The organism is Marinobacter suaedae (genome assembly GCF_030519635.1).
In the GTDB taxonomy this organism is placed as follows: Bacteria; Pseudomonadota; Gammaproteobacteria; order Pseudomonadales; family Oleiphilaceae; genus Marinobacter; species Marinobacter suaedae.
This window is the reverse complement of record NZ_JAUMIS010000001.1, coordinates 216705-235249: the sequence shown is the minus strand read 5'-3', so window position 1 is coordinate 235249 and position 18545 is coordinate 216705. Positions and strand designations below refer to the sequence as shown.

The window sequence follows — 18545 nt, the reverse complement described above, 5'->3', positions numbered from 1 at the left end:
GTATGGTGAGAGGGTCAGACGTTATTTTCGGCAAATTGCCCGTGAAAGCGATGGACGAAAGTCTCAAATTCACGGGCTGGTATTGGTCTACTGAAGTGGTAGCCCTGTGCCAGGCGGCAACCCCGTTGGCTCAGGTAATATTCCTGTTCAGCGGTTTCCACGCCCTCAGCCACCACCGACATATTCAGGCTTCGGCCGAGATCAACGATTGTATTGGCGATACGGGTGTCATCATCGTTCAACAGCAGATCACGAATGAACTGCTTGTCGATTTTCAGGTGCTGGACGGGCATCTTCTTCAGGTAGGTCAGCGAGGAATAGCCTGTGCCGAAGTCATCCACGGCAATACTGATGCCAGCTTGATTCAGTTGCTCCAGCTTGTCCACTGCATCCGCCATGTTGGTCATGAGACTGGTTTCGGTCACTTCCAGCTCCAGTCGTCCGGCCGGGACACTATGGCGCTCCAGTGTCTCCAGAATATCCTCAACAATATCGGGCTGTTGTAGCTGGACGGCGGACAGGTTGACGGCGACCCGGATGTCGATACCTTTGGCGGCCCACTGTGCGGCCTGCCAGCAAGCCTGCTCCAGAACCCACTGGCCGATTTCGATAATTGCACCGTTGGCTTCCGCCACTGGAATGAAATCGTCGGGCGGAACAAAACCCCTGGATGGGTGGTTCCAGCGTATCAGGGCTTCAGCTCCGCTGATGCGTCGGGTCTCCAGGTCTATCTGGGGCTGGTAAACCAGGTGGAATTCGCCCCTGGCGAGGGCCTCTGACAGGTCTTTCTCAAGCAGTTTCCGGTTGCGAATCTCCTGGTCGATCCTGGCCACGTAGAACTGCAGGTGGTTCCGGCCGCCCTGTTTGGCAAGCGTCATGGTTTGCTCCGCGCTCTGCAGCAGGCGATCCGCTTCGTCTGCGTCGGAGGGGAACATGGACACACCGATGGTCGCCGACATGCTGATGGTCTGGCTTTCCGCGGTAATCGGCGTGCTGAAACACGCCAGAACCTGATCGGCAGTCTCGGCCGCCTGGAAACTGTTCTGAATGCCCTTCTCCAGAATGGCGAATTGATCGCTGCCGAGTCGTGAAAGGGAAAAACGACTGCCCCCCAAAGTGGTGGAGAGGCGATCAGAGAGTTTCTGCAGGATCAGGTCGCCAACCCGGAAGCCACACTGGTCGTTCACGGACTTGAAGTCGTCAATACCGCAGACCATCAGGGACAGTACCTGATTATCTGACCTTGCCTGCTCAATGTCCTTTTGCAGGATTTCCATGAAGGTTTCCCGGCGAGGCAGGCCGGTCAGTTGATCGTACTGCGACAGTCGGTTGGCCCGAACTTCTGCTTCCCGGTGGCGCTCCTGGCTATCTCCGATGGCGACCAGCAAATTGTTGGTGGCATTCACCCAGAGTCCGATCTCATCCCGCTGGTGGCCCCTGGGGATCTTAATCAATCGGCCGTCCGGGTGTTCCGGGTCTACCGCTTTGACGGCCCGGATAACTTTCTCCATTGGACGGGCCAGGAGCAGATGAAAGACAAAGTAAAGGGCCAGACCAAGGATGCCGGCCGTCGCCAGGCCGGAGGCAAAGGTAAACACGGATCGATTGAGCCAGGTGTTGGCCGCCGGCGCTGTGTCGTAGTGAACCTCAAGGTACCCGTACACAGTGTCGGAGTCGTCACGGGTCAGGGGCGCCTGGTAGGTTCGTTGGGCCTTGAAAATCCAGTCTGTCAGGTCGCGGTGGGGAGCCTTCATCAATGGGCGGTCATGGCTGGCCAGAGTTTCGCCGTCGGAGTGAGAGATTCTCGCCAGGTGGACGGCGTCGGCGGCGAACAGCCCCTTGATCACCCGCGCGGCAAGGTCGGAATCGATATTAAAGACGGCCTTGGTTGCCGCATCCTCGACCATCGCGATGGTTTCCGTGGCCTGCGTCTCCAAATCGCTGGAGACGCGCCTGGCATCGACAAGAACCTGGGCCGCACTGATAACAAAACCACAGAGCAGCGCGATGGTCAGCAGCCACCAGAGAATGCGATCGCCAAGGCGCTGTTCAATATTGAGCTTGCTGTTCATTCAGGGCCATCGGTTATCGGTTTGGCGCGCGGGCCGGCGATGACTGGCATAGAACCAGTTGTGCTTTATTCAGGCTTTTTCGTTATTAAGCGCGCGTAACTGCTTTAAGTATCAGTGATTTTTTCAGAGTATGTAGCCATTGCGTGTATCAAATTGTTTGGTTTTCGTTGTGCTCGCATACAAAAAACGCCCACACGAGGTGGGCGTTTTTTCAGGCGGCCGGTGGGCCGCCAAAGCCAGAGCGAGAAGTCGATCAGGCCAGGTTTTCGTTCACGAAATCCCAGTTGACCAGCTTCCAGAACGCTTCCAGGTAGTTCGGGCGAGAGTTGCGGTAGTCGATGTAGTACGCGTGCTCCCAAACGTCTACGGTCAGTACCGGCTTGTCTTCACCGGTCAGCGGCGTTTCGGCGTTGCTGGTGTTAACGATAGCTACGCTTCCGTCGGCTTTCTTGACCAGCCAAGTCCAGCCAGAACCGAAGTTGTTGGCGGCCTTGTCGTTGAACTCTTTCTGGAACGCTTCGAAAGAGCCGAATGCTTTTTCGATCGCGTCTTTCGCAGCGCCGGTCGGTTCACCGCCGCCGTTCGGGCTCAGGCAGTGCCAGTAGAATGTGTGGTTCCAGACCTGCGCAGCGTTGTTGAACAGAGGGCCGCTGGCGCTCTTGATGATGTCTTCAAGAGACTTGTTGGCGTTCTCGGTGCCGTCAACCAGACCATTCAACTTGGTGACGTACGTGTTGTGATGCTTGCCGTAATGGTACTCCAGGGTTTCCTGGGAAATGTGCGGTTCCAGCGCGTTCTTTTCGTACGGCAATGCGGGAAGTTCAAATGCCATGAGGTCGTTCTCCCTGTCTCTCTTTGAGTGAATGTTCACTGCGCAACTATAAGGGCGAATTGACTTATATCAACCCTTCGCGGTTAAGGAACTTTGAAACTCGGGACTGCCCGGCAGGAACTGGGCACAGTTGCGAACCCGCCACACGAGCTCCTCGTAACTGTCGGCCAGAATGTTGACGTGGCCCAGCTTCCGGCCCGGTCGTTCCCCCTTATTGTAGAGGTGAACGTGGGCGTACGGCAGTTCGAGAATGCGGTCGATCTCGCCGTGTTCGGCGATGATGTTGATCATGCAGCTGAGTCCACGGGCTTCAACGCTGCCCAGTGGATGCCCGCTTACCGCGCGGATGTGGTTTTCGAACTGGCTGGTCATGGCGCCTTCGATGGTCCAGTGGCCAGAGTTGTGAACTCGAGGCGCCATCTCGTTGGCAACAAGGCCGTTCGCGGTCTCAAACAGTTCCAGGGTCAGTACGCCAACGTAGTTCAGTTCATTGAGCAGGGCGCGGATGTAGCGCTCGGCTTCTTCCTGAACATCCCTGCTCAAACCGGGTGCCGGTGCTATGGAGTAACGCAGTATGCCTTCATGGTGGGTGTTTTCCGCCATAGGGTAGAAAGCCACGTCTCCATCTTCTGAGCGAACGGCAATAATGGACACTTCGCGGCTGAACTCGACAAACTTCTCAACGATCAGCCGGGGATGACCAATGGAGGCCCACGCCGCTTCGGCTTCTTCCGGGTTCTTCAGGACCGCCTGTCCCTTACCGTCGTAGCCTTCGGTGATGGATTTGGCCACAACCGGGCAGCCAAGGGCTTCGGCCGCTGTTTTCAGGCTTTCTGCGCTGTCTGCGATCTTCCACTGTGGCGTTGGGATGCCCAGCTCCCCGAACAGTGTCTTTTCAAGCTCCCGGTTCTGGCAAACCTGCAAGGCGCGGGGGCAGGGGTGAACCGGCTTTTCTTTGGCCAGTTTCTCGGCGACTTCCACCGGCAGATGCTCAAATTCGTAGGTGACCCGGTCGACGCGCGACAGAAAATCATCCTGGTAACTGCCGTCCCGATCGATGATAACTTCGCCCAGGCCCGCGCTCGGGTTTCCGGACATGTCGTAGAACACAAAGGTTTTAGCCAGCGGATAACCGGCGAGCGCCAACATGCGTCCGAGCTGGCCAGCTCCAAGAACACCAATTCTCATGTCTTTCTCCTGCCATTGTTCGGGCTGGAAGGGTCAGTCTTCCCGGGGATCGGGGTTGTCGAGTACGGCCTGGGTCTGGGTGTTGCGGAAATCCTCAACAGCCTGCTGCACCGTCCCGTCAAACGTGCCAATAATCTGGGCGGCCAACAGGCCTGCATTGGTTGCTCCCGCCTTGCCAATGGCCAGAGTGCCAACGGCCACACCGCCGGGCATCTGGGCGATAGACAGCAGGGAATCGAGTCCATTCAGTGCCTTGGACTGCACGGGGACACCCAGCACTGGCAGTGCCGTCTGGGACGCCACCATGCCCGGCAAGTGAGCGGCGCCGCCAGCACCGGCAATAATCACTTTCAAGCCACGGGATGACGCAGTCTTGGCGTAGTCAAACAGCAAATCCGGCGTTCGGTGAGCCGAAACAACCTTCGTTTCATACGCAACGCCCAGCTTCTCGAGCATGGTCGCGGCGTGTTCCATGGTGGGCCAGTCGGATTTGGACCCCATGATCAGTCCTACAAGCGGCTGCATAAAAGACAGTCCCCAATAATTTGAAAGCCGGCCATTGTATGGGTTGGTCAGAGTCTGCGCAACTTGCCCGTGCCGCCGGCCTGCGGTCCCGTCCGTAGATTCCCCAAGGGGTTATGTGCATGTATTATCAACCATAAAGTCTAGACAAACCTCCATATTCTGAGGAGAAACAATGGAACCCATTCGCCCCGATGACGATGAACTCCGAGCTGAGGCCCCGAAGATCACGGCGGAACGTGATAACTCGACCCCGGGCAAGGTAAAGGCGGCATCCCGGGCCAGTAAGGAAAATGCCGACAAGCCGGCACGCCAGCGAACAGCCAATGGCGGAAAGGGCAGCATGGTTATGCTGTGGCTTCTGTTTGTTGGCCTGGCGTGCGCTGCGGTCGCAGGCTGGTACTCACAGAATGAGCGCATCAAGGCGCTGGAGGGTCAGTTGGAAGAAGCAGACTACTCGGTTCGCCAGAGTACGCTTGCCTTGGCGCGGGTAGAAGGGGAGTTATCCGAAACCGGCGAGACACTTGAGCAGAGTGGTGCCACGCTGGGTGAGAAGATTGCGGCGAACCAGTCTGGATTGAAAGCCGCCAACAGCGAGATCAGAAAGCTTTGGGTGGTGGCTAATGAGCGCAACAAGGCACGCCTGAATGAGCATGAGGAGCAGTTGAGCGGGCTTGAGGAGCGCCTCGCGGAAGACGTTGAAGCACGGAGGGCATTGCAGACCACCGTGGAGAATGCGAAAGCGTCATTGGCGGCTGATATCTCCGCGCTGGAGAATGAGGCCCAGGCTTCTATTGCGTCCCTTGAAGAGGCTGCTCAACAGCTGACCGCCCAGCTGACCGGGCTAACCCAGCAGATGGCTGAGGTAGACCAGTTGGTGGAAAGTCGTATTCGACGCTTCGAGCAGGAGCAGAAACTGTCGGCCAGCGGGGTCGAAAGTCGTTTGTCGGCGCTTGAACAGAAAACCAGTGCCGCTGCAGGTCAAAACACCGTCCAGGCCTTGCAGAGCGAGGTGGCAAGTCTGGAGCGGACGGTTCAGGCTATTGATTCATCGAGAGCCCAGCTTACCTCCAGGCTGGTTCGTCTGTCTGAGGAGGTCAATGCACTTCGGGCTCAGTCCGTCGCCAATTAAGCTGGCCCGGCTTGTACGCAGGGGTGAATGCGCCAATGTAACGGTTTGTATTCATCCCTTGCGGTAGCTCTCATTTCTCCGTTGAGCCAGTTGGTATCATCAGTCAACTCGCGGAAGGATGAAGAGTGAACAACAATGAGACATCGAATTCTCCTGGCTCTCCGGGCGATTGCTGGCTACGGAAATGGGTGGGCCAGGGTGCTTCTCGTGCTGGCCTTGATCTCCCTGTCAGGCTGCAAGATCTATCAGTCTATCGGTAAAAGTGTCGGTGGCTTTGTGCACCCTGTTTCCGGCCACGACTTTGTGCATATTCCTAACGATGAGTGGAATCGCAAGAACGCGCTGATCTACTTTTACCGACCTCACTCCCGGTGGGCCGGCGACGAAATCGAGTCCCCCAGTGTTTACATTGACGACAAGCACTACTTCAACTTCCGCAATGACAGCTTTACCTGGCTTGAGGTGAAACCGGGGGAGCGTCAAATCAATATGCGGCGCCCGTTACTCGGTCTCGAAGGTATGGGTTCTTTTGCGCTGAGCATGATTGTCGATGCAAAGCTCAATGTCGAAGCTGGCCGCATCTATTACCTGCGCTACAGCGAAGTAAGTCAGCCCGAGAGTGTTCATCCTGATATGGATTCTGAACACCCACTGGCTCAGGGTGATCTGCAGTGGGTAACCCGGGATTACGCCATGGGCGAGAGCGAGATTGTCTCAACCCGTTTTCTGAACAGTGACATGCTGGCACCAAACCACGCGGCGACATCCATTGTTGAGGTGAACGAAGACACCGATTACGAGCGCGCAATGGCGGCGCTGGAGGAAGAGCGTGAGGTGGAAATCGAACGGCTGAAAGCTCAGGGGCTGTACTATGAAAATCCCTGGTACTGGCCTTTTGGTTCCAGCAGTTCGCTCGAAGCAGATCGTAAGATTGAGGAGCTGGAAGCTGCCTACGTAGAGCTTGAGGAAGAGCGGGAGCGCCAGGAGGAACTCGAGTCTGGTGGCGGATGGTGGATCTTCTGACAGTATCAGAGAAGCGCTGCGGCTTGACTATTGTCGATCCTGGTTCGGGTGACTAAACTGGATTTGGCTTAATTGCTGAGAAAGCGCAACCATGACATTGAAGGAATCGATTGCAGACCGTTACGGAAGAATTGCCGGGGACCTTCTGCCCAAGCTGAAAGACACCTGGACCGACATGCGTAAATGGCTTGATGACGTGAACTGTTCATTGGCCAATCAAGCGGTTCCGGAAAAGCGACGCTCGCGGGTGAGTGAGTTATCGCTGTCCAGAAAAGCCAGGGAGGCGGGACAGGGGAAGCCCGAGCTCAAAGTCGTGAAGCAGCGGTCCAAAGCTAAGGGGTAATGTGTTCCTTTCGGATGAAAAGTGTCCAAAAATAAGGGCTTGGAAGTTTTTTTCAATTTTTTCCTGAAAACGTTTGACACGCTCAGGGAAATGCTTAAAATGCGCGTCTCACTTGGTTGAGACAACAACGTTGGCCCGCTGGCCAGCCTGTTCGTCACAAGTGAAACCCATGATTCAAGCTGGTTTACTGGCTGCGAAGTGGGTGGTTAGCTCAGCTGGGAGAGCATCGCCCTTACAAGGCGAGGGTCGCAGGTTCGATCCCTGCACCACCCACCACTTTCATGGGATGCCAAGATCAGGCTCAAAGCCGGATCGATGCGGAGCGGTAGTTCAGTTGGTTAGAATACCGGCCTGTCACGCCGGGGGTCGCGGGTTCGAGTCCCGTCCGCTCCGCCACTCTTTCTGGGTGGTTAGCTCAGCTGGGAGAGCATCGCCCTTACAAGGCGAGGGTCACTGGTTCGATCCCAGTACCACCCACCATATTCTGAAAAGGCGGACCAATCGGTCCGCCTTTTTTCGTTATTACTTCCCTATCAGAGACTGACCGCATACCCGAACGACGTTGCCGTTAACGCCGTTGGAAGCCGGGCTGCAGTACCAGGCGATGGCTTCTGCCACATCAATGGGCTGCCCACCCTGGGACAGGCTGTTCATTCGCCGACCGGCCTCACGAATGGTCAGCGGCATGGCCGCCGTCATCTGGGTTTCAATGAAACCCGGCGCAATCGCATTGATGGTTACCCCGTTCTTCAGATGTTTGGCCATGGATTCCACGTACCCGATAACGCCGCTCTTTGCCGTCGAATAGTTGGTCTGGCCGAAGTTGCCGGCGATGCCGCTGATGGATGAAATACAGACAATCCTCCCGTTATCGCGCATCAGTTTGCGCTTCTGCAGCTCTTCATCAATGAGCTCTTCTGCGCTCAGGTTGACGGCGATCGTCATGTCCCAGAAATGTTCCGGCATGTTGCCAAGTGTTTTGTCCCGGGTGATACCAGCGTTGTGAATCACCAGGTCGATACCCTCGAAGTGTTCTGCAATGAAATCCGCGATCAGATTGGGCGCGGCAGCATCCGTAATGTCGCAGGCAAAGGCCTTCCCGCCGATGGCGTCGGTGACCGCACGCAGTTCATTCAGGGCTTGAGGGATATCCAGTCCGATGACGGTGGCGCCGTCCCGTGCCAGAGTTTGGGCGATGGCTTCGCCAATACCACGGGACGCGCCGGTGACCAGGGCTACTTTGCCGGTCAGCGGTTTCACCTGGCTGACCGCCGGGGCGAGGTCGGATTTTCCAATACGCACGGTCTGACCAGAAACATAGGCAGAGCGGGGTGACAGGAAGAAGCGAACACTGGAGTCCAGGTGTTGGTCTGTGCCGGGCGCGATCCAGATCAGGTTGGCGGTTGAGCCCTTCTTTCCTACTTCCTTGCCAACACTTCGGGTGAATCCCTCAAGCGCTTGTTGTGCTGCTGCATTGGCGGGTTTTCTGCAGCTTGAGGGTGTCTGGCCGATAATCAGCACGCGGCCGTTTGCAGAAAGCTTTTTGATGGTAGGGTGGAAAAAAGCATAGAGTGCCTTGAGTTCATCAGGATTTTTAATGCCCGTTGCGTCAAAGACCAGAGCTTTGAAGGCGTTTTCGATCGGCGCCGACAGATCCAGTGCTTTGGCTTTTTTTCCGGCCTGTTCCGAGTCACCAAGAGATTCGGCCCCGGAGGCGAAGAACAGGTTGGCAGGGCTGGCAGAGATCGTCAGGCCCAGGCTCGCTACCGCTTTGGTTCCATTGGCGGCACCGATGAGCACATCGCCCTCGATAAACGGCTGGTCGGGACGTTGCAGGCGCGTGAGTGGCACGGGGGAAGGCAGCCCCAGGCTTTTGACCGCTGTCTGCCCCAGCGGAGTGTTGGCAAGTCTCAAGTAAAGGTCCGACATGAATGCTTCCTTCTTGTGTGGAGTTGAGCGCTGAACTTGCTTAAAGAGTAAATCGTCTCGCGGTATTTGTATTGACTCAATGGGTTAACGCCTATGTCAGGTATGCCAATGAGCGGTGGCAGTCAGCGGCTAGACTGCCCTTAATTCAACCAGTTTGGGAGAGTGGTCATGGTACAGGCATCGAAATCGACTCAAAAGAAAACCCGTGCGCCGCGCCGCACTGACTCTGCGGCAAAGGGGGGGATTCGCAGGGTGGCCATTCTCGGGGGGAATCGGGTGCCCTTTGCCCGGTCCAATACCGTCTACAGTAAACTGGGGAATCAGGAATTGCTGACGTCTGCCCTGCAAGGGCTGGTGAACCGATACGACCTGCAGGACAAACGGTTGGGGGAGGTGGTTGCTGGTGCCGTTATCAAGCACTCCCGGGACTTTAACCTCACTCGGGAGTCGGTACTCAGCACCGGTCTCGCGCCGGAAACGCCCGCCTATGATATTCAGCAGGCCTGTGGTACCGGGCTCGAGGCGACTATTCTAGTGGCCAACAAGATTGCTCTGGGACAGATTGAGTGCGGCATTGCCGGTGGTACCGACACGACCTCTGATGCCCCCATCGGTGTGGGGGAAGGTCTGAGGGAAATTCTGCTGGACCTGAATCGTGCGAAATCAGCGACGGAGCGGCTGAAGATCCTGGGTCGTTTTCGCCCGAAACATCTGGTCCCGGAGGTGCCGGAAAACGGCGAGCCCCGCACCGGAATGTCCATGGGCGATCATGCCCAGGTTACCGCGCACAAGTGGCAGATCCCGCGCGAAGATCAGGATCAGCTGGCCTGGGAAAGCCATCAGAAACTGGCTAAGGCCTATGAAGAGAATTTTTTCGCCGATCTGATGACCCCGTTGGCCGGCCTCGCGAAAGACAATAACCTGCGCCCGGACACCACGCTGGAAAAGCTGGCAACGCTGAAGCCCTGCTTTGACCGGGACAATGGCACCATGACCGCAGCCAACAGCACACCGCTCACGGACGGCGCTTCCTGTGTTTTGCTGGCGAGCGAGGAATGGGCCAAGGCCAACAATTTGGAGGTCAAGGCGTGGCTGACTTTCTCGGAAGTGGCGGCGGTGGACTTCGTCGACAAGCGCGAAGGGCTGTTGATGGCACCTGCCTATGCGGTTCCCAGAATGCTGGAGAAGGCGGGGCTGTCCCTGCAGGATTTTGATTTCTACGAAATTCACGAGGCGTTTGCCTCTCAGGTACTGTCGACCCTTAAGGCCTGGGAGGATCCGGACTTTTGCAAGAGCCAGCTGGGGCTGGATAAGCCTCTGGGGAGCATCGATCGGGCTAAACTGAATGTTAAGGGCAGCAGTCTTGCAACGGGGCATCCGTTTGCGGCAACCGGCGCCCGGATCGTGGCAACGTTGGCGAAGCTGCTTGAGGAGAAAGGGAGTGGCCGTGGCCTGATTTCCATCTGTGCGGCAGGTGGTCAGGGTGTTACAGCGATTCTGGAGCGTTAATTAGCAGATAACATGAAATTGGCTTTGACAGTGGCCGCTCCACCCCTTATCATGCGCGCCACGTTGATCGGGGTTACCCCGGACAACAACCAGTTTTGATGCGGGGTGGAGCAGTCTGGTAGCTCGTCGGGCTCATAACCCGAAGGTCGTTGGTTCGAATCCAGCCCCCGCTACCAAATATGAAAAGGCAGATCGGTATACACCGATCTGCCTTTTTTGTTTCCGAGGAAACTCCCCGCAATTTTCTGCTCGAAAGATCGCTTGGCCTGCCACAGGCGCGTTTCGGTTTCAGGCGCCCCTTGCAAGAGAGTGGTGTGCGTGCCTGTTTACAATGTTGTGAGGAGGGCGCCATCAGGATATCGAGCACGGCAGCAGTCGCATCGCGGTTGTACACCCAGTTCATTTACAGCTGTTGAAGCAAGACGCCTTTATCAGGCCATGGCAGGCTTCAGCGGGCAACGCTTGCCTATGTATGTGTTTACAGTTAGAAAAGGCTAAAGCTTCAGGTGATCACTGGTTGGACTGTTCGGTTAAAAATGCACCAATCAGGGGGCTGGCTGCCAAGCGCGCACTAGGTTGGAGCGATTTGGTGCCGGGATGGACGATACTTTCTTCAAATCTGCTGCATTGCTATGAGCCTTGGACTGGCCCACTGAGGTCGGGGTGTTACCCGTTCGGGTTCCATGCAGTCGTTGGTCCGAATCCCTCCCCGGCCCTGAGCCTGGCCTCGAACCGGGGATCTGGAGATGAGTTGGTTAGAACTCTACGAACAGTTTGCCCTGGTTCTGTCCTGAGAACAGCAGCTGAACACCTTCAACAGCGCTGTCCAGTCCCTTCAGGACATGACTGCGGAATTTGAGCTGGCCCTTTTCGAGGTAACCCATCATCGCTCCCATGGACTCTTCGACTTTGTCGTAGTGATCGGTGATCACAAAGCCCTCAACCCGGAGTGCCTTGAGGTTGATATCGACCCAACTTGGGCCCGGGCTCGGAATGTCCTTGGAGTACTCCGCGATGTTACCGCAAACGACAATGGTGCCCAGCCGGTTCATGCGGTCGAACGCGAGGTGCTGAATGGGGCCCCCGGTGTTTTCGAAGTAAAGATCGATACCATCCGGTGTCGCTGCCTCCAGTTGCGCGGCGAGATTCGCATCCTTGTAGTTTAGGGCCTTGTCGAAGCCGAGCTCGTCTTCCAGCCAGCGGCATTTCTCGTCGCTGCCGGCGACACCGATGACGCGCAGGCCCTCGGCTTTGCCGATCTGGCCCACCAGCGAACCTACTGATCCGGCAGCACCGCTGACAACCAGGGTTTGGCCTCTTTCTGGCCGGCCAATTTTCATCAGCCCGACGTAGGCAGTGAATCCGGGTACGTACAGAACAGACAGCAAGGCAGTGACGTCAACGGATTTGTCGACAACCTGCATATCCTCCCCGCCCAGGGTGTACTCTGCCCAGCCGGTGATACCTACCACGCGGGAGCCAACCGGATAGTCCGGGTTTTTCGATTCGACCACTTCGCCGACCCCGTAGGACCGCATGATATCGCCCGGCCGCACCGGCTCGATGTAGCTGTCCTCGTTGTCCTGGACCCAGGTGCGCATTGCTGGATCCAGAGACATGTGACTCTGTTTAACCAGGAAATCACCATCCTTCAGCTCCGGCTTTTCGAGCTCCACCGCTTTGAAACAATCGGAAGTAAATTTGCCGGCTGGTCGCTTCGCCAGTTGGTACGCCTTGAATTTCATTGTGGAAAGTTCCTCTTGATAGTTTGGCAGGCGACTCACGGAATCGTGACGTCGCCGAAAATTTTGGTGAACCGCGGCTGGCCATTCCATGCCGAGCTGCCACCGTCGACACACAGGTTTTGCCCGGTCACATAGCTCGCGAGATCGGATGCAAGGAACAGCATGACTTTAGCTATTTCCTCGGGCTCTCCGGCGCGGCTCATGGGAATGTTATGCAGGTATTCCTTGTACGCATCGGGCTGCCCCGTCAGCGGGCCGGTCAGAGGGGTCTTGATCAGTCCCGGGCTGACACTGTTGACCCGGATGTTGTCCGTGGCGTAGTCCAGGGCAAGGTTGCGGGTGTAGTTAATAACACCGCCCTTCGCTGCGGCGTAGGCATTGAAACCGTAATCGGCACGGGTGCCGGAAACCGATGCGGTATTGATGATGCTGCCACCGCCGTTGTTCATCAGGTGCGGAATGGCGTGCCGACAGGTATGGAACAGCGCATTCAGGTTGACTTCCATCACCTTGTACCAGGTTTCCGGTTCGATAATGTGGGTTCGACCGTAAGTGCCAAAGCCAGCGTTGTTGATGAGAATGTCCAGCCCACCCAGGGTCTCGGTAGCAAAGGAAACCATTTTCTCGATTTCCTCGGGCTGGCTCAGGTCCACTTTGACAAAGAAGACACCGTCACCCAGCTCTTTCGCCAGGGCAGTACCCAGCTCTTCGTTCATGTCAGCAATAACGACGTTCGCACCATTTTCGTGAAACAGGCGAACGGTCTGGGCGCCGATGCCGGAGGCTCCGCCCGTGATGATGGCTTTCTTGTTCTGAAGCATGGCTGTTTACCTTGATCTTGTTTGAATTATCACTCTCCGGGTATGCGTCTTCAGGCAAATACCGAAGATTCTGCCCAGCCAGTTTTATCGATAAGTTGCATTCAATAAGTGTTAGATCACGCCTAATTATTGATAAATCGCGCCAGAATCAATATGGCGTATAAAGTTAAATTAAGGGCGGGAAAAGGTAAGTGTAAATGGCTGGAGACCAATAATATGGCGCACTCTGGAGTGGTACTGGCATGGGGCGTGGCCGAATGACTAGACAGGCACCTGTCCTTCTCTGGCTAGTGGAGTACCTGCCTTGAGACCCAATGACGGAGAGCATCATGACTACAAGAACAAGTTTGGCTGGGCTGCGCGTCGCGACCCTGTCGACTGCTGTACTGGCGGCGTCTTCCGCTTCTGCTGCGGTGATTACCGGTAAACTGACGAACAACGAAGGGGAGGCCATTGCTGGCGCCATCGTCCGTTTGAGTGATGTCCAGAACGGCCTTTCAGAGTCAGTGTATACCGGTGCTGACGGTGGGTACGTTCTGGAAACTGACCTTAAAGGCGAGCTACGCCTGAGGTTCCGGGCTCATTATTTTGAAGATTTTGAAGAACAAGTGGTTTTGGGTAGCGCGGATTCAGCTCTGGAGAAGAACATCCGGATGGTCGCGCTCGAAACCGATCGACAGATTTCTGAAAGTCTTGCTGCTTCATACCACTTCAATGAATTGCCATTCGATACAGAAGAAGATCAACCCTTCACCCGTGAAAAGTTCCAACTAGAGTGCCTGTCTTGTCACCAGCTTGGTAATCCGTTTACCCGGACTGTTCGTCCGGCTGAGTCATGGCGGCAGACTGTTCAGCGGATGCACGCCTACATGGGTGCTGTGGGTATTACCGAGAAAGACAAGCGTCGGGCTGAAATCTTTGCCGAAGGGTTTGATGGCAAACCGACGGATATGCGTCCGGAATTTCCGTTTGACCCAGCGCTTACGCACACCAAGGTTTATGAGTATCAGCTGCCCAGCTCCGGCGTTCCCCACGATGCTTACGTCCATTCCGACAATGGCTTGGTGTACACGGTCGACCAGTTTGCCGATGGCATGTATGTAACCGATCTGGACACTAAAGAGACACGGTTCGTCCCACACCCGGAGCAGGATATGCCGCTTGGGGGGATCTTTACCGTGTTAGGTGTTCCGCCTGCCATGAACAAGGTCAACGTTCGCCACGGGCCACATTCCCTGGCTGAAGGTCCTGATGGCAAGCTGTATACGACGAACTCTTACTCTGCGTCCATCGGGGTTTTCAATGCCGAGACGAACCAGTGGGAAGAAAAAATCCCTCTGCCGGGCAACGCTCCTTACCCTCATACCATTCGTGTCGATAAAGAAGGCATTCTCTGGTTCAGCGTGGTTGGTACCGAGCAGATCGGACGTCTGGACCCGAAGACTCAGGAGGTCACCCTGATTACCCTGCCGGAACCGCGCCCGGTAGCCATAACGCCAGCAGTTCTTACCTATGGGGTGGCTGTTAGCAGCCTCGACGGTTCGATCTGGTACAGCCGTCTATGGGGCAATCGCATCGGCCGAATCGACCCCGAGACACTGGAAGTGACGGAAATTGAGTCCCCTGTGTTCGGTCCTCGTCGTCTGCGTTTTGCCGAGGACGGCATCCTTTGGCAAACCGGTTACGGCCACGGCGAAATCGCCCGGATCGATACCAGGACTATGGACATCAAAGTTTATGAGATGCCCGAGTTCTCGCCAGATGCACGTCCAGGGCCGTATTCCCTGAATATCGCACCCTCCACGGGAGATGTCTGGATCAACGAGACAATGACCGATCACATCTACCGGTTCGATCCGAAGGCCGAAGAGTTCGTTGCTTATCCGGCCCCCCTGCGCGGCACCTACACCCGTGACGTGACCTTTACCGACGAAGGTTGGGCCTGTATGACCAACAACCCGATTCCGGTTCAGGCGCTCGAAGAGTTTACCGGTGTCCTGATGTGCCTGGACCCAAATTACCGTAATTAAGCGTTGAGTTGTTCTGCACAACTTGCTTTGCCCAGGCTCCGGCCTGGGCTTTTTTGTTTGAATTTTATGGTCGGTTTCCCGGAATCCTGAAGTTAGCGTTCGCGAGTCGTAAGACCGTTTCTTTGTCAGCATCCGGGGTGCTGGTCAGACCGCAGGTAATTGACAGACCGCTGTGCCGTTTTCTCGTCGATTGGCCTTTGCGTTGGGGATACGCTTACCGGGGGGCTTTTCTGGAGTTCCGGTGATTTGAGACGGCTGGGGGCGAGGAATCTTGGTGCCGAGACCGTGGGAAGCGGATGCGCTTACTTCAGCCAGCTGGGAGCCATTTTCCGCTTTGGCGCCAGCCTTGTGGTCGAGCGGATGCCTTGCTCCTTGCGCCATTGACGAGGGCTGACGCCATACCAACGTTGGAATGCCCTGGAAAACGCTGCCAGATCCGAATAACCGAGAATGCCGGCGAGCTGTGTGAGACTGATGCTGGATTCGTGGAGATAGCGCTGGGCCATGCTCTGACGAGTCTCGTCCAGCAGCTTCTGGAAGGAAGTTCCCTCCTCGCTGAGGTAACGCTGCAAGGTGCGGGAGCTGAGCATCATGTAGCTTGCGATTTGGTTGATATTGGCTCGGCCGCTGGGCAAAAAGTTCTTGACCAGGTACCTGACATGCTCTGGCAGCTCAGTGGGCGAGAGCCCATCCATTTTTTCCAGGTGTTCTCGCATCAGGGCGTGCAGCGCCGGGTCTGAATCGCTCAATGGCGTGTCCAGGAGCTTGGCGTCGAAAACCCAGCTATTGCTTACGCTGTTGAATTGCGGGGCCACGCCTAGAACGCGTTTGTAGTGGTCCGTGGTATCACCAGGACCGCTGCGCAGGTGAACTCCCGTTGGGTTCCACTTCGCACCGAGGAGCATGGTCAATAGGGCCTTGCCGATTCCGATAGCCAATTCTGCTGCATGCCGGCCAGGGATGCCCTCTCTCAGGGAGGGCTCATAACTCAGCACTACCGCACGGCCTTCAGTGGTGACCGAGAGCTTTCCGCTGGCGTCGTGAAGATGAAAGTAGTTCATCAGCTCCTGGAGCGAATCACCCACTGTCTCGGCATTTTTGAACAGGTAAAGCAAGCGTCCGAACACGTCTGTGCCCTGAAAGACACCATATTTCAGGGCAAAAAGCGGGTGCCGTGATTCTTCGGCGCACCTGGCCAGCAGGGTGGCAAACCGCGAATAAGAAATGAAACTTTCCGGGTGGTCAAGCAGGTCCAGGGGCAAGCGTGCCTGGCGCAGCATGCGTTGATGGTCAAGGCCGTATTTTTCGCAGTACTCGTCGAATCGGGCAAGCGACGAAGCTCTGACAAGCTCAGATGTAGTCATGATCTGTTTTCATTGTTTGTTGTCGCTGTTATTGGGCGCTAAACCTAGCGGGTTTCGAGAGACGTGGTCAAGCGCCCGGACACAGCGGTGTATCCTCACATCAGTATTGTTTGTATGGCGCGAAAAAACAAAATAAAGGCGTCTTAAGGTAAGTCTGGAGTGTGGAATGGACTGAAGATGAGGGATGGTCCCGAGGACCTGTTCCACAACAAGCTAAAAGAGAGATTCACATGACTACGCCAAACCAGGTGTTTGAACACCACGAACTCCTTTACGTCAATTCCAATAATCAGCCGGTGTACGAAGATGCCATGCCTGGCGTGCCTGGAATCGATGTCCAGCCCCTGTTCCTGGATCCGCACAATGGGGTCTGGGTGCTGAAAGTGTGGTTCCACCCCGGCGTTATTCTGCCGCGCCATTTCCACACCGGCGCTGTTCACATGTTCACCATCTCCGGGCACTGGGAGTATGTCGAGTACCCCAATGATCCGCAGACGGATGGCTGTTACCTGTACGAGCCAGGCGGTTCCATCCACCAGTTCATGACGCCAGAGACCAACACCAAGCCCACCGAGACCCTGATGGTGGTTCACGGTGCCAACATCAACTTCGATGACGATGGCAACTACGTCGGTATTCTCGATGCCAGCGAGATCATGGTCATGCTGGATAACCTTATCCAAGAGCGTGGACTCGAGCCGGCCAATTACATCACGCCTCCTCAGCCGGACCACAACACCAAGGTCCGCAATCTGAAGTAATCCCTCTAATCCGGGTAGCCTGATCACCGGATTGACGGGTTGCCCCGGCGTAGCCCACTTCCCTTGAGCGGGAATGCTTCGTCAACCGGATACCCCCTGGGTGTCTGGTTGACGTTGAGTCGTTTTTCTCGATTTTTCCTCCCTTCTAGCCAATAAACCTCCCTGCGACATCTTCTGTATTGAATCCGGACCAGTCAGGCCAAGTCTTTGTAAAAAATACGCAAAAGCTGAATTTCGGGGATGAGCCGCTTGCCGAAAGCTTTTATGATTTTCTGGCGAGCCCTCCCTCGGCACGGACCCTGGAAGCGCGCGATTCTCGAATTCTTTCCCATATAAGGAAGTAGTAATGAAATGGAATAAGACCCTAATACTGTTCTCACTGGCGCTGGCGGCACAGGGTCAGGCATACGGTGCTCAACCTGGCACGGGGTACCTTGGCTTCTCTCTAGGGCAGGCGACCGTCGAGGATTTTTGTGGTGGAGGTGAAGCCACCTGTGATGATGAGGCGGTATCCTTCCGGGCGTATGGCGGTACAGAGTTGACCGATGTCATTGGCCTTGAGCTGGGCTATCGGTATCTGGATGAAGTCGAAGCGTCTGGTGTGATCGATGGCATTGCACTCGCTGTGGGCGTGCAGGGGCATCTTATCGATACGTCACTCAGGATCGGCGTTCCTCAGTCGGGACCGTTCAAACTGTTCACCAGGGCAGGGCTCGTGCTGTGGCAACTGGACTACGATGTGTTTGCCACTGACGGGCTGTACTCGTTTTCAGCCACTGACGACGACAGCGGCTTCGCTCTGCGTGGCGGGCTTGGTGTGAGCTATGACGTGTCGCAGTCGCTTCGTATCCGGGCTGATTGGGACCTGTACCTGGACGTCGGGGACGAAGACGAGTTTGGTGAGAGCGATATCAACGTCTTCAGCGTTGGGCCGGAATTCCGCTTCTAAGGTCTGAATTCTCATAAGGTTGAGGGGCTCCACTGGAGTCTCCTTCCTTTCCTTCCTTCAGCATCCCGACCAGGTGTCCGGAATGCCTCCCTTTATACACAGCGCGCTCGCTTCTTTCGGAAAAACGGTCTGACGTTCGACCGCCCGCATCCGTGTCTGCTCGATCTACCGTGTAAATAAGTTGGCGCTTATCTGCGAAAGCGGCGTCAACGATTCCTGCCCGCGTCTTTAACGCTCGATTGAACGAATTTTGTTCGGGGATTCCCCTTACGTAGCACTGCGTAGGTGGCATTTTTCTGCTCAAAAAATGCCCGCTTTGTCCGAT

15 protein-coding genes and 4 tRNA genes are annotated in these 18545 nt (G+C 56.0%); 11 read left to right on the top strand and 8 right to left on the bottom strand.

Features of this window, described 5'->3' with window-relative positions:
* Window positions 1-14 precede the first annotated feature (14 nt).
* The 4 genes from QVZ43_RS00985 to purE all read right to left on the bottom strand — a co-directional run bounded on the left by QVZ43_RS00985 (window position 15) and on the right by purE (window position 4617).
* The gene (locus QVZ43_RS00985; protein ID WP_302908520.1) at window positions 15-2072 is read right to left on the bottom strand and encodes a putative bifunctional diguanylate cyclase/phosphodiesterase; all 2058 of its coding nucleotides are present in this window, start codon (window positions 2070-2072) and stop codon (window positions 15-17) included.
* Between the two features lie 253 nt (window positions 2073-2325).
* Complete coding sequence (sodB, locus tag QVZ43_RS00980; protein WP_223793914.1) at window positions 2326-2904, bottom strand: superoxide dismutase [Fe]; 579 nt, start codon at window positions 2902-2904, stop codon at window positions 2326-2328.
* Window positions 2905-2973: 69 nt separating this feature from the next.
* Window positions 2974-4092 carry a 5-(carboxyamino)imidazole ribonucleotide synthase gene (locus QVZ43_RS00975; RefSeq protein WP_302908519.1) on the bottom strand — a complete coding sequence of 373 codons (1119 nt, stop codon included), beginning with the start codon at window positions 4090-4092 and terminating at the stop codon, window positions 2974-2976.
* 33 nt (window positions 4093-4125) lie between these two features.
* Entirely contained in the window at window positions 4126-4617 is a 492-nt protein-coding gene (purE, locus tag QVZ43_RS00970) for a 5-(carboxyamino)imidazole ribonucleotide mutase (protein WP_223793912.1), read from the bottom strand.
* 172 nt (window positions 4618-4789) lie between these two features.
* On the opposite strand from purE, the gene QVZ43_RS00965 reads away from it, so the two are divergent.
* The 6 genes from QVZ43_RS00965 to QVZ43_RS00940 all read left to right on the top strand — a co-directional run bounded on the left by QVZ43_RS00965 (window position 4790) and on the right by QVZ43_RS00940 (window position 7592).
* On the top strand, window positions 4790-5746 hold the full coding sequence (locus QVZ43_RS00965) for a coiled-coil domain-containing protein (protein ID WP_302908518.1): 957 nt from the start codon (window positions 4790-4792) through the stop codon (window positions 5744-5746).
* Between the two features lie 135 nt (window positions 5747-5881).
* The gene (locus QVZ43_RS00960) at window positions 5882-6769 is read left to right on the top strand and encodes a DUF2846 domain-containing protein (protein WP_302908517.1); all 888 of its coding nucleotides are present in this window, start codon (window positions 5882-5884) and stop codon (window positions 6767-6769) included.
* 91 nt (window positions 6770-6860) lie between these two features.
* Window positions 6861-7112, top strand: a complete 252-nt coding sequence (locus QVZ43_RS00955; RefSeq protein ID WP_302908516.1) for a hypothetical protein — start codon at window positions 6861-6863, stop codon at window positions 7110-7112.
* 200 nt (window positions 7113-7312) lie between these two features.
* Window positions 7313-7388: transfer RNA gene (locus tag QVZ43_RS00950), tRNA-Val, on the top strand.
* A 43-nt stretch (window positions 7389-7431) separates the two neighbouring features.
* Window positions 7432-7508 (top strand) — tRNA-Asp (locus QVZ43_RS00945).
* Window positions 7509-7516: 8 nt separating this feature from the next.
* Window positions 7517-7592: transfer RNA gene (locus QVZ43_RS00940), tRNA-Val, on the top strand.
* A gap of 42 nt (window positions 7593-7634) precedes the next feature.
* Here the strand turns inward: QVZ43_RS00940 and QVZ43_RS00935 are convergent.
* Window positions 7635-9041 carry a 3-oxoacyl-ACP reductase gene (locus QVZ43_RS00935; RefSeq protein ID WP_302908515.1) on the bottom strand — a complete coding sequence of 469 codons (1407 nt, stop codon included), beginning with the start codon at window positions 9039-9041 and terminating at the stop codon, window positions 7635-7637.
* 168 nt (window positions 9042-9209) lie between these two features.
* Here QVZ43_RS00935 and QVZ43_RS00930 point away from each other — a divergent pair, with 168 nt between their 5' ends.
* Window positions 9210-10550 (top strand): acetyl-CoA C-acetyltransferase, encoded by a 1341-nt coding sequence (locus QVZ43_RS00930; RefSeq protein WP_302908514.1) that lies wholly within the window; start codon window positions 9210-9212, stop codon window positions 10548-10550.
* Between the two features lie 99 nt (window positions 10551-10649).
* Window positions 10650-10726, top strand: a tRNA-Met gene (locus QVZ43_RS00925).
* Window positions 10727-11305: 579 nt separating this feature from the next.
* On the opposite strand, the gene QVZ43_RS00920 is transcribed toward QVZ43_RS00925, so the two are convergent.
* Entirely contained in the window at window positions 11306-12295 is a 990-nt protein-coding gene (locus QVZ43_RS00920; protein WP_302908513.1) for an NADP-dependent oxidoreductase, read from the bottom strand.
* A gap of 35 nt (window positions 12296-12330) precedes the next feature.
* Window positions 12331-13116: a meso-2,3-butanediol dehydrogenase gene (budC, locus tag QVZ43_RS00915; protein ID WP_302908512.1), complete on the bottom strand. Its 786-nt coding sequence runs from the start codon at window positions 13114-13116 to the stop codon at window positions 12331-12333.
* 329 nt (window positions 13117-13445) lie between these two features.
* Here budC and QVZ43_RS00910 point away from each other — a divergent pair, with 329 nt between their 5' ends.
* The gene (locus QVZ43_RS00910; protein ID WP_302908511.1) at window positions 13446-15146 is read left to right on the top strand and encodes a carboxypeptidase regulatory-like domain-containing protein; all 1701 of its coding nucleotides are present in this window, start codon (window positions 13446-13448) and stop codon (window positions 15144-15146) included.
* A gap of 302 nt (window positions 15147-15448) precedes the next feature.
* Here the strand turns inward: QVZ43_RS00910 and QVZ43_RS00905 are convergent, their stop codons facing one another.
* Window positions 15449-16510: an AraC family transcriptional regulator gene (locus QVZ43_RS00905; protein WP_302908510.1), complete on the bottom strand. Its 1062-nt coding sequence runs from the start codon at window positions 16508-16510 to the stop codon at window positions 15449-15451.
* A gap of 230 nt (window positions 16511-16740) precedes the next feature.
* Here QVZ43_RS00905 and QVZ43_RS00900 point away from each other — a divergent pair, with 230 nt between their 5' ends.
* Window positions 16741-17271 carry a 2,4'-dihydroxyacetophenone dioxygenase family protein gene (locus tag QVZ43_RS00900; protein WP_302908509.1) on the top strand — a complete coding sequence of 177 codons (531 nt, stop codon included), beginning with the start codon at window positions 16741-16743 and terminating at the stop codon, window positions 17269-17271.
* A 346-nt stretch (window positions 17272-17617) separates the two neighbouring features.
* The gene (locus QVZ43_RS00895) at window positions 17618-18220 is read left to right on the top strand and encodes an outer membrane beta-barrel protein (protein ID WP_302908508.1); all 603 of its coding nucleotides are present in this window, start codon (window positions 17618-17620) and stop codon (window positions 18218-18220) included.
* The last annotated feature ends 325 nt before the right edge of the window (window positions 18221-18545 follow it).

Excerpts from the sequence above, each read along its gene's own strand:
- QVZ43_RS00935 (WP_302908515.1), bottom strand. The coding sequence starts at position 9,041 with ATGTCGGACCTTTACTTGAGACTTGCCAACACTCCGCTGGGGCAGACA.
- QVZ43_RS00905 (WP_302908510.1), bottom strand. The coding sequence starts at position 16,510 with ATGACTACATCTGAGCTTGTCAGAGCTTCGTCGCTTGCCCGATTCGAC.
- QVZ43_RS00975 (WP_302908519.1), bottom strand. The coding sequence starts at position 4,092 with ATGAGAATTGGTGTTCTTGGAGCTGGCCAGCTCGGACGCATGTTGGCG.
- QVZ43_RS00930 (WP_302908514.1), top strand. The coding sequence starts at position 9,210 with ATGGTACAGGCATCGAAATCGACTCAAAAGAAAACCCGTGCGCCGCGC.
- QVZ43_RS00920 (WP_302908513.1), bottom strand. The coding sequence starts at position 12,295 with ATGAAATTCAAGGCGTACCAACTGGCGAAGCGACCAGCCGGCAAATTT.
- QVZ43_RS00985 (WP_302908520.1), bottom strand. The coding sequence starts at position 2,072 with ATGAACAGCAAGCTCAATATTGAACAGCGCCTTGGCGATCGCATTCTC.
- budC (WP_302908512.1), bottom strand. The coding sequence starts at position 13,116 with ATGCTTCAGAACAAGAAAGCCATCATCACGGGCGGAGCCTCCGGCATC.
- QVZ43_RS00965 (WP_302908518.1), top strand. The coding sequence starts at position 4,790 with ATGGAACCCATTCGCCCCGATGACGATGAACTCCGAGCTGAGGCCCCG.
- purE (WP_223793912.1), bottom strand. The coding sequence starts at position 4,617 with ATGCAGCCGCTTGTAGGACTGATCATGGGGTCCAAATCCGACTGGCCC.
- QVZ43_RS00955 (WP_302908516.1), top strand. The coding sequence starts at position 6,861 with ATGACATTGAAGGAATCGATTGCAGACCGTTACGGAAGAATTGCCGGG.
- sodB (WP_223793914.1), bottom strand. The coding sequence starts at position 2,904 with ATGGCATTTGAACTTCCCGCATTGCCGTACGAAAAGAACGCGCTGGAA.
- QVZ43_RS00900 (WP_302908509.1), top strand. The coding sequence starts at position 16,741 with ATGACTACGCCAAACCAGGTGTTTGAACACCACGAACTCCTTTACGTC.
- QVZ43_RS00895 (WP_302908508.1), top strand. The coding sequence starts at position 17,618 with ATGAAATGGAATAAGACCCTAATACTGTTCTCACTGGCGCTGGCGGCA.
- QVZ43_RS00910 (WP_302908511.1), top strand. The coding sequence starts at position 13,446 with ATGACTACAAGAACAAGTTTGGCTGGGCTGCGCGTCGCGACCCTGTCG.
- QVZ43_RS00960 (WP_302908517.1), top strand. The coding sequence starts at position 5,882 with ATGAGACATCGAATTCTCCTGGCTCTCCGGGCGATTGCTGGCTACGGA.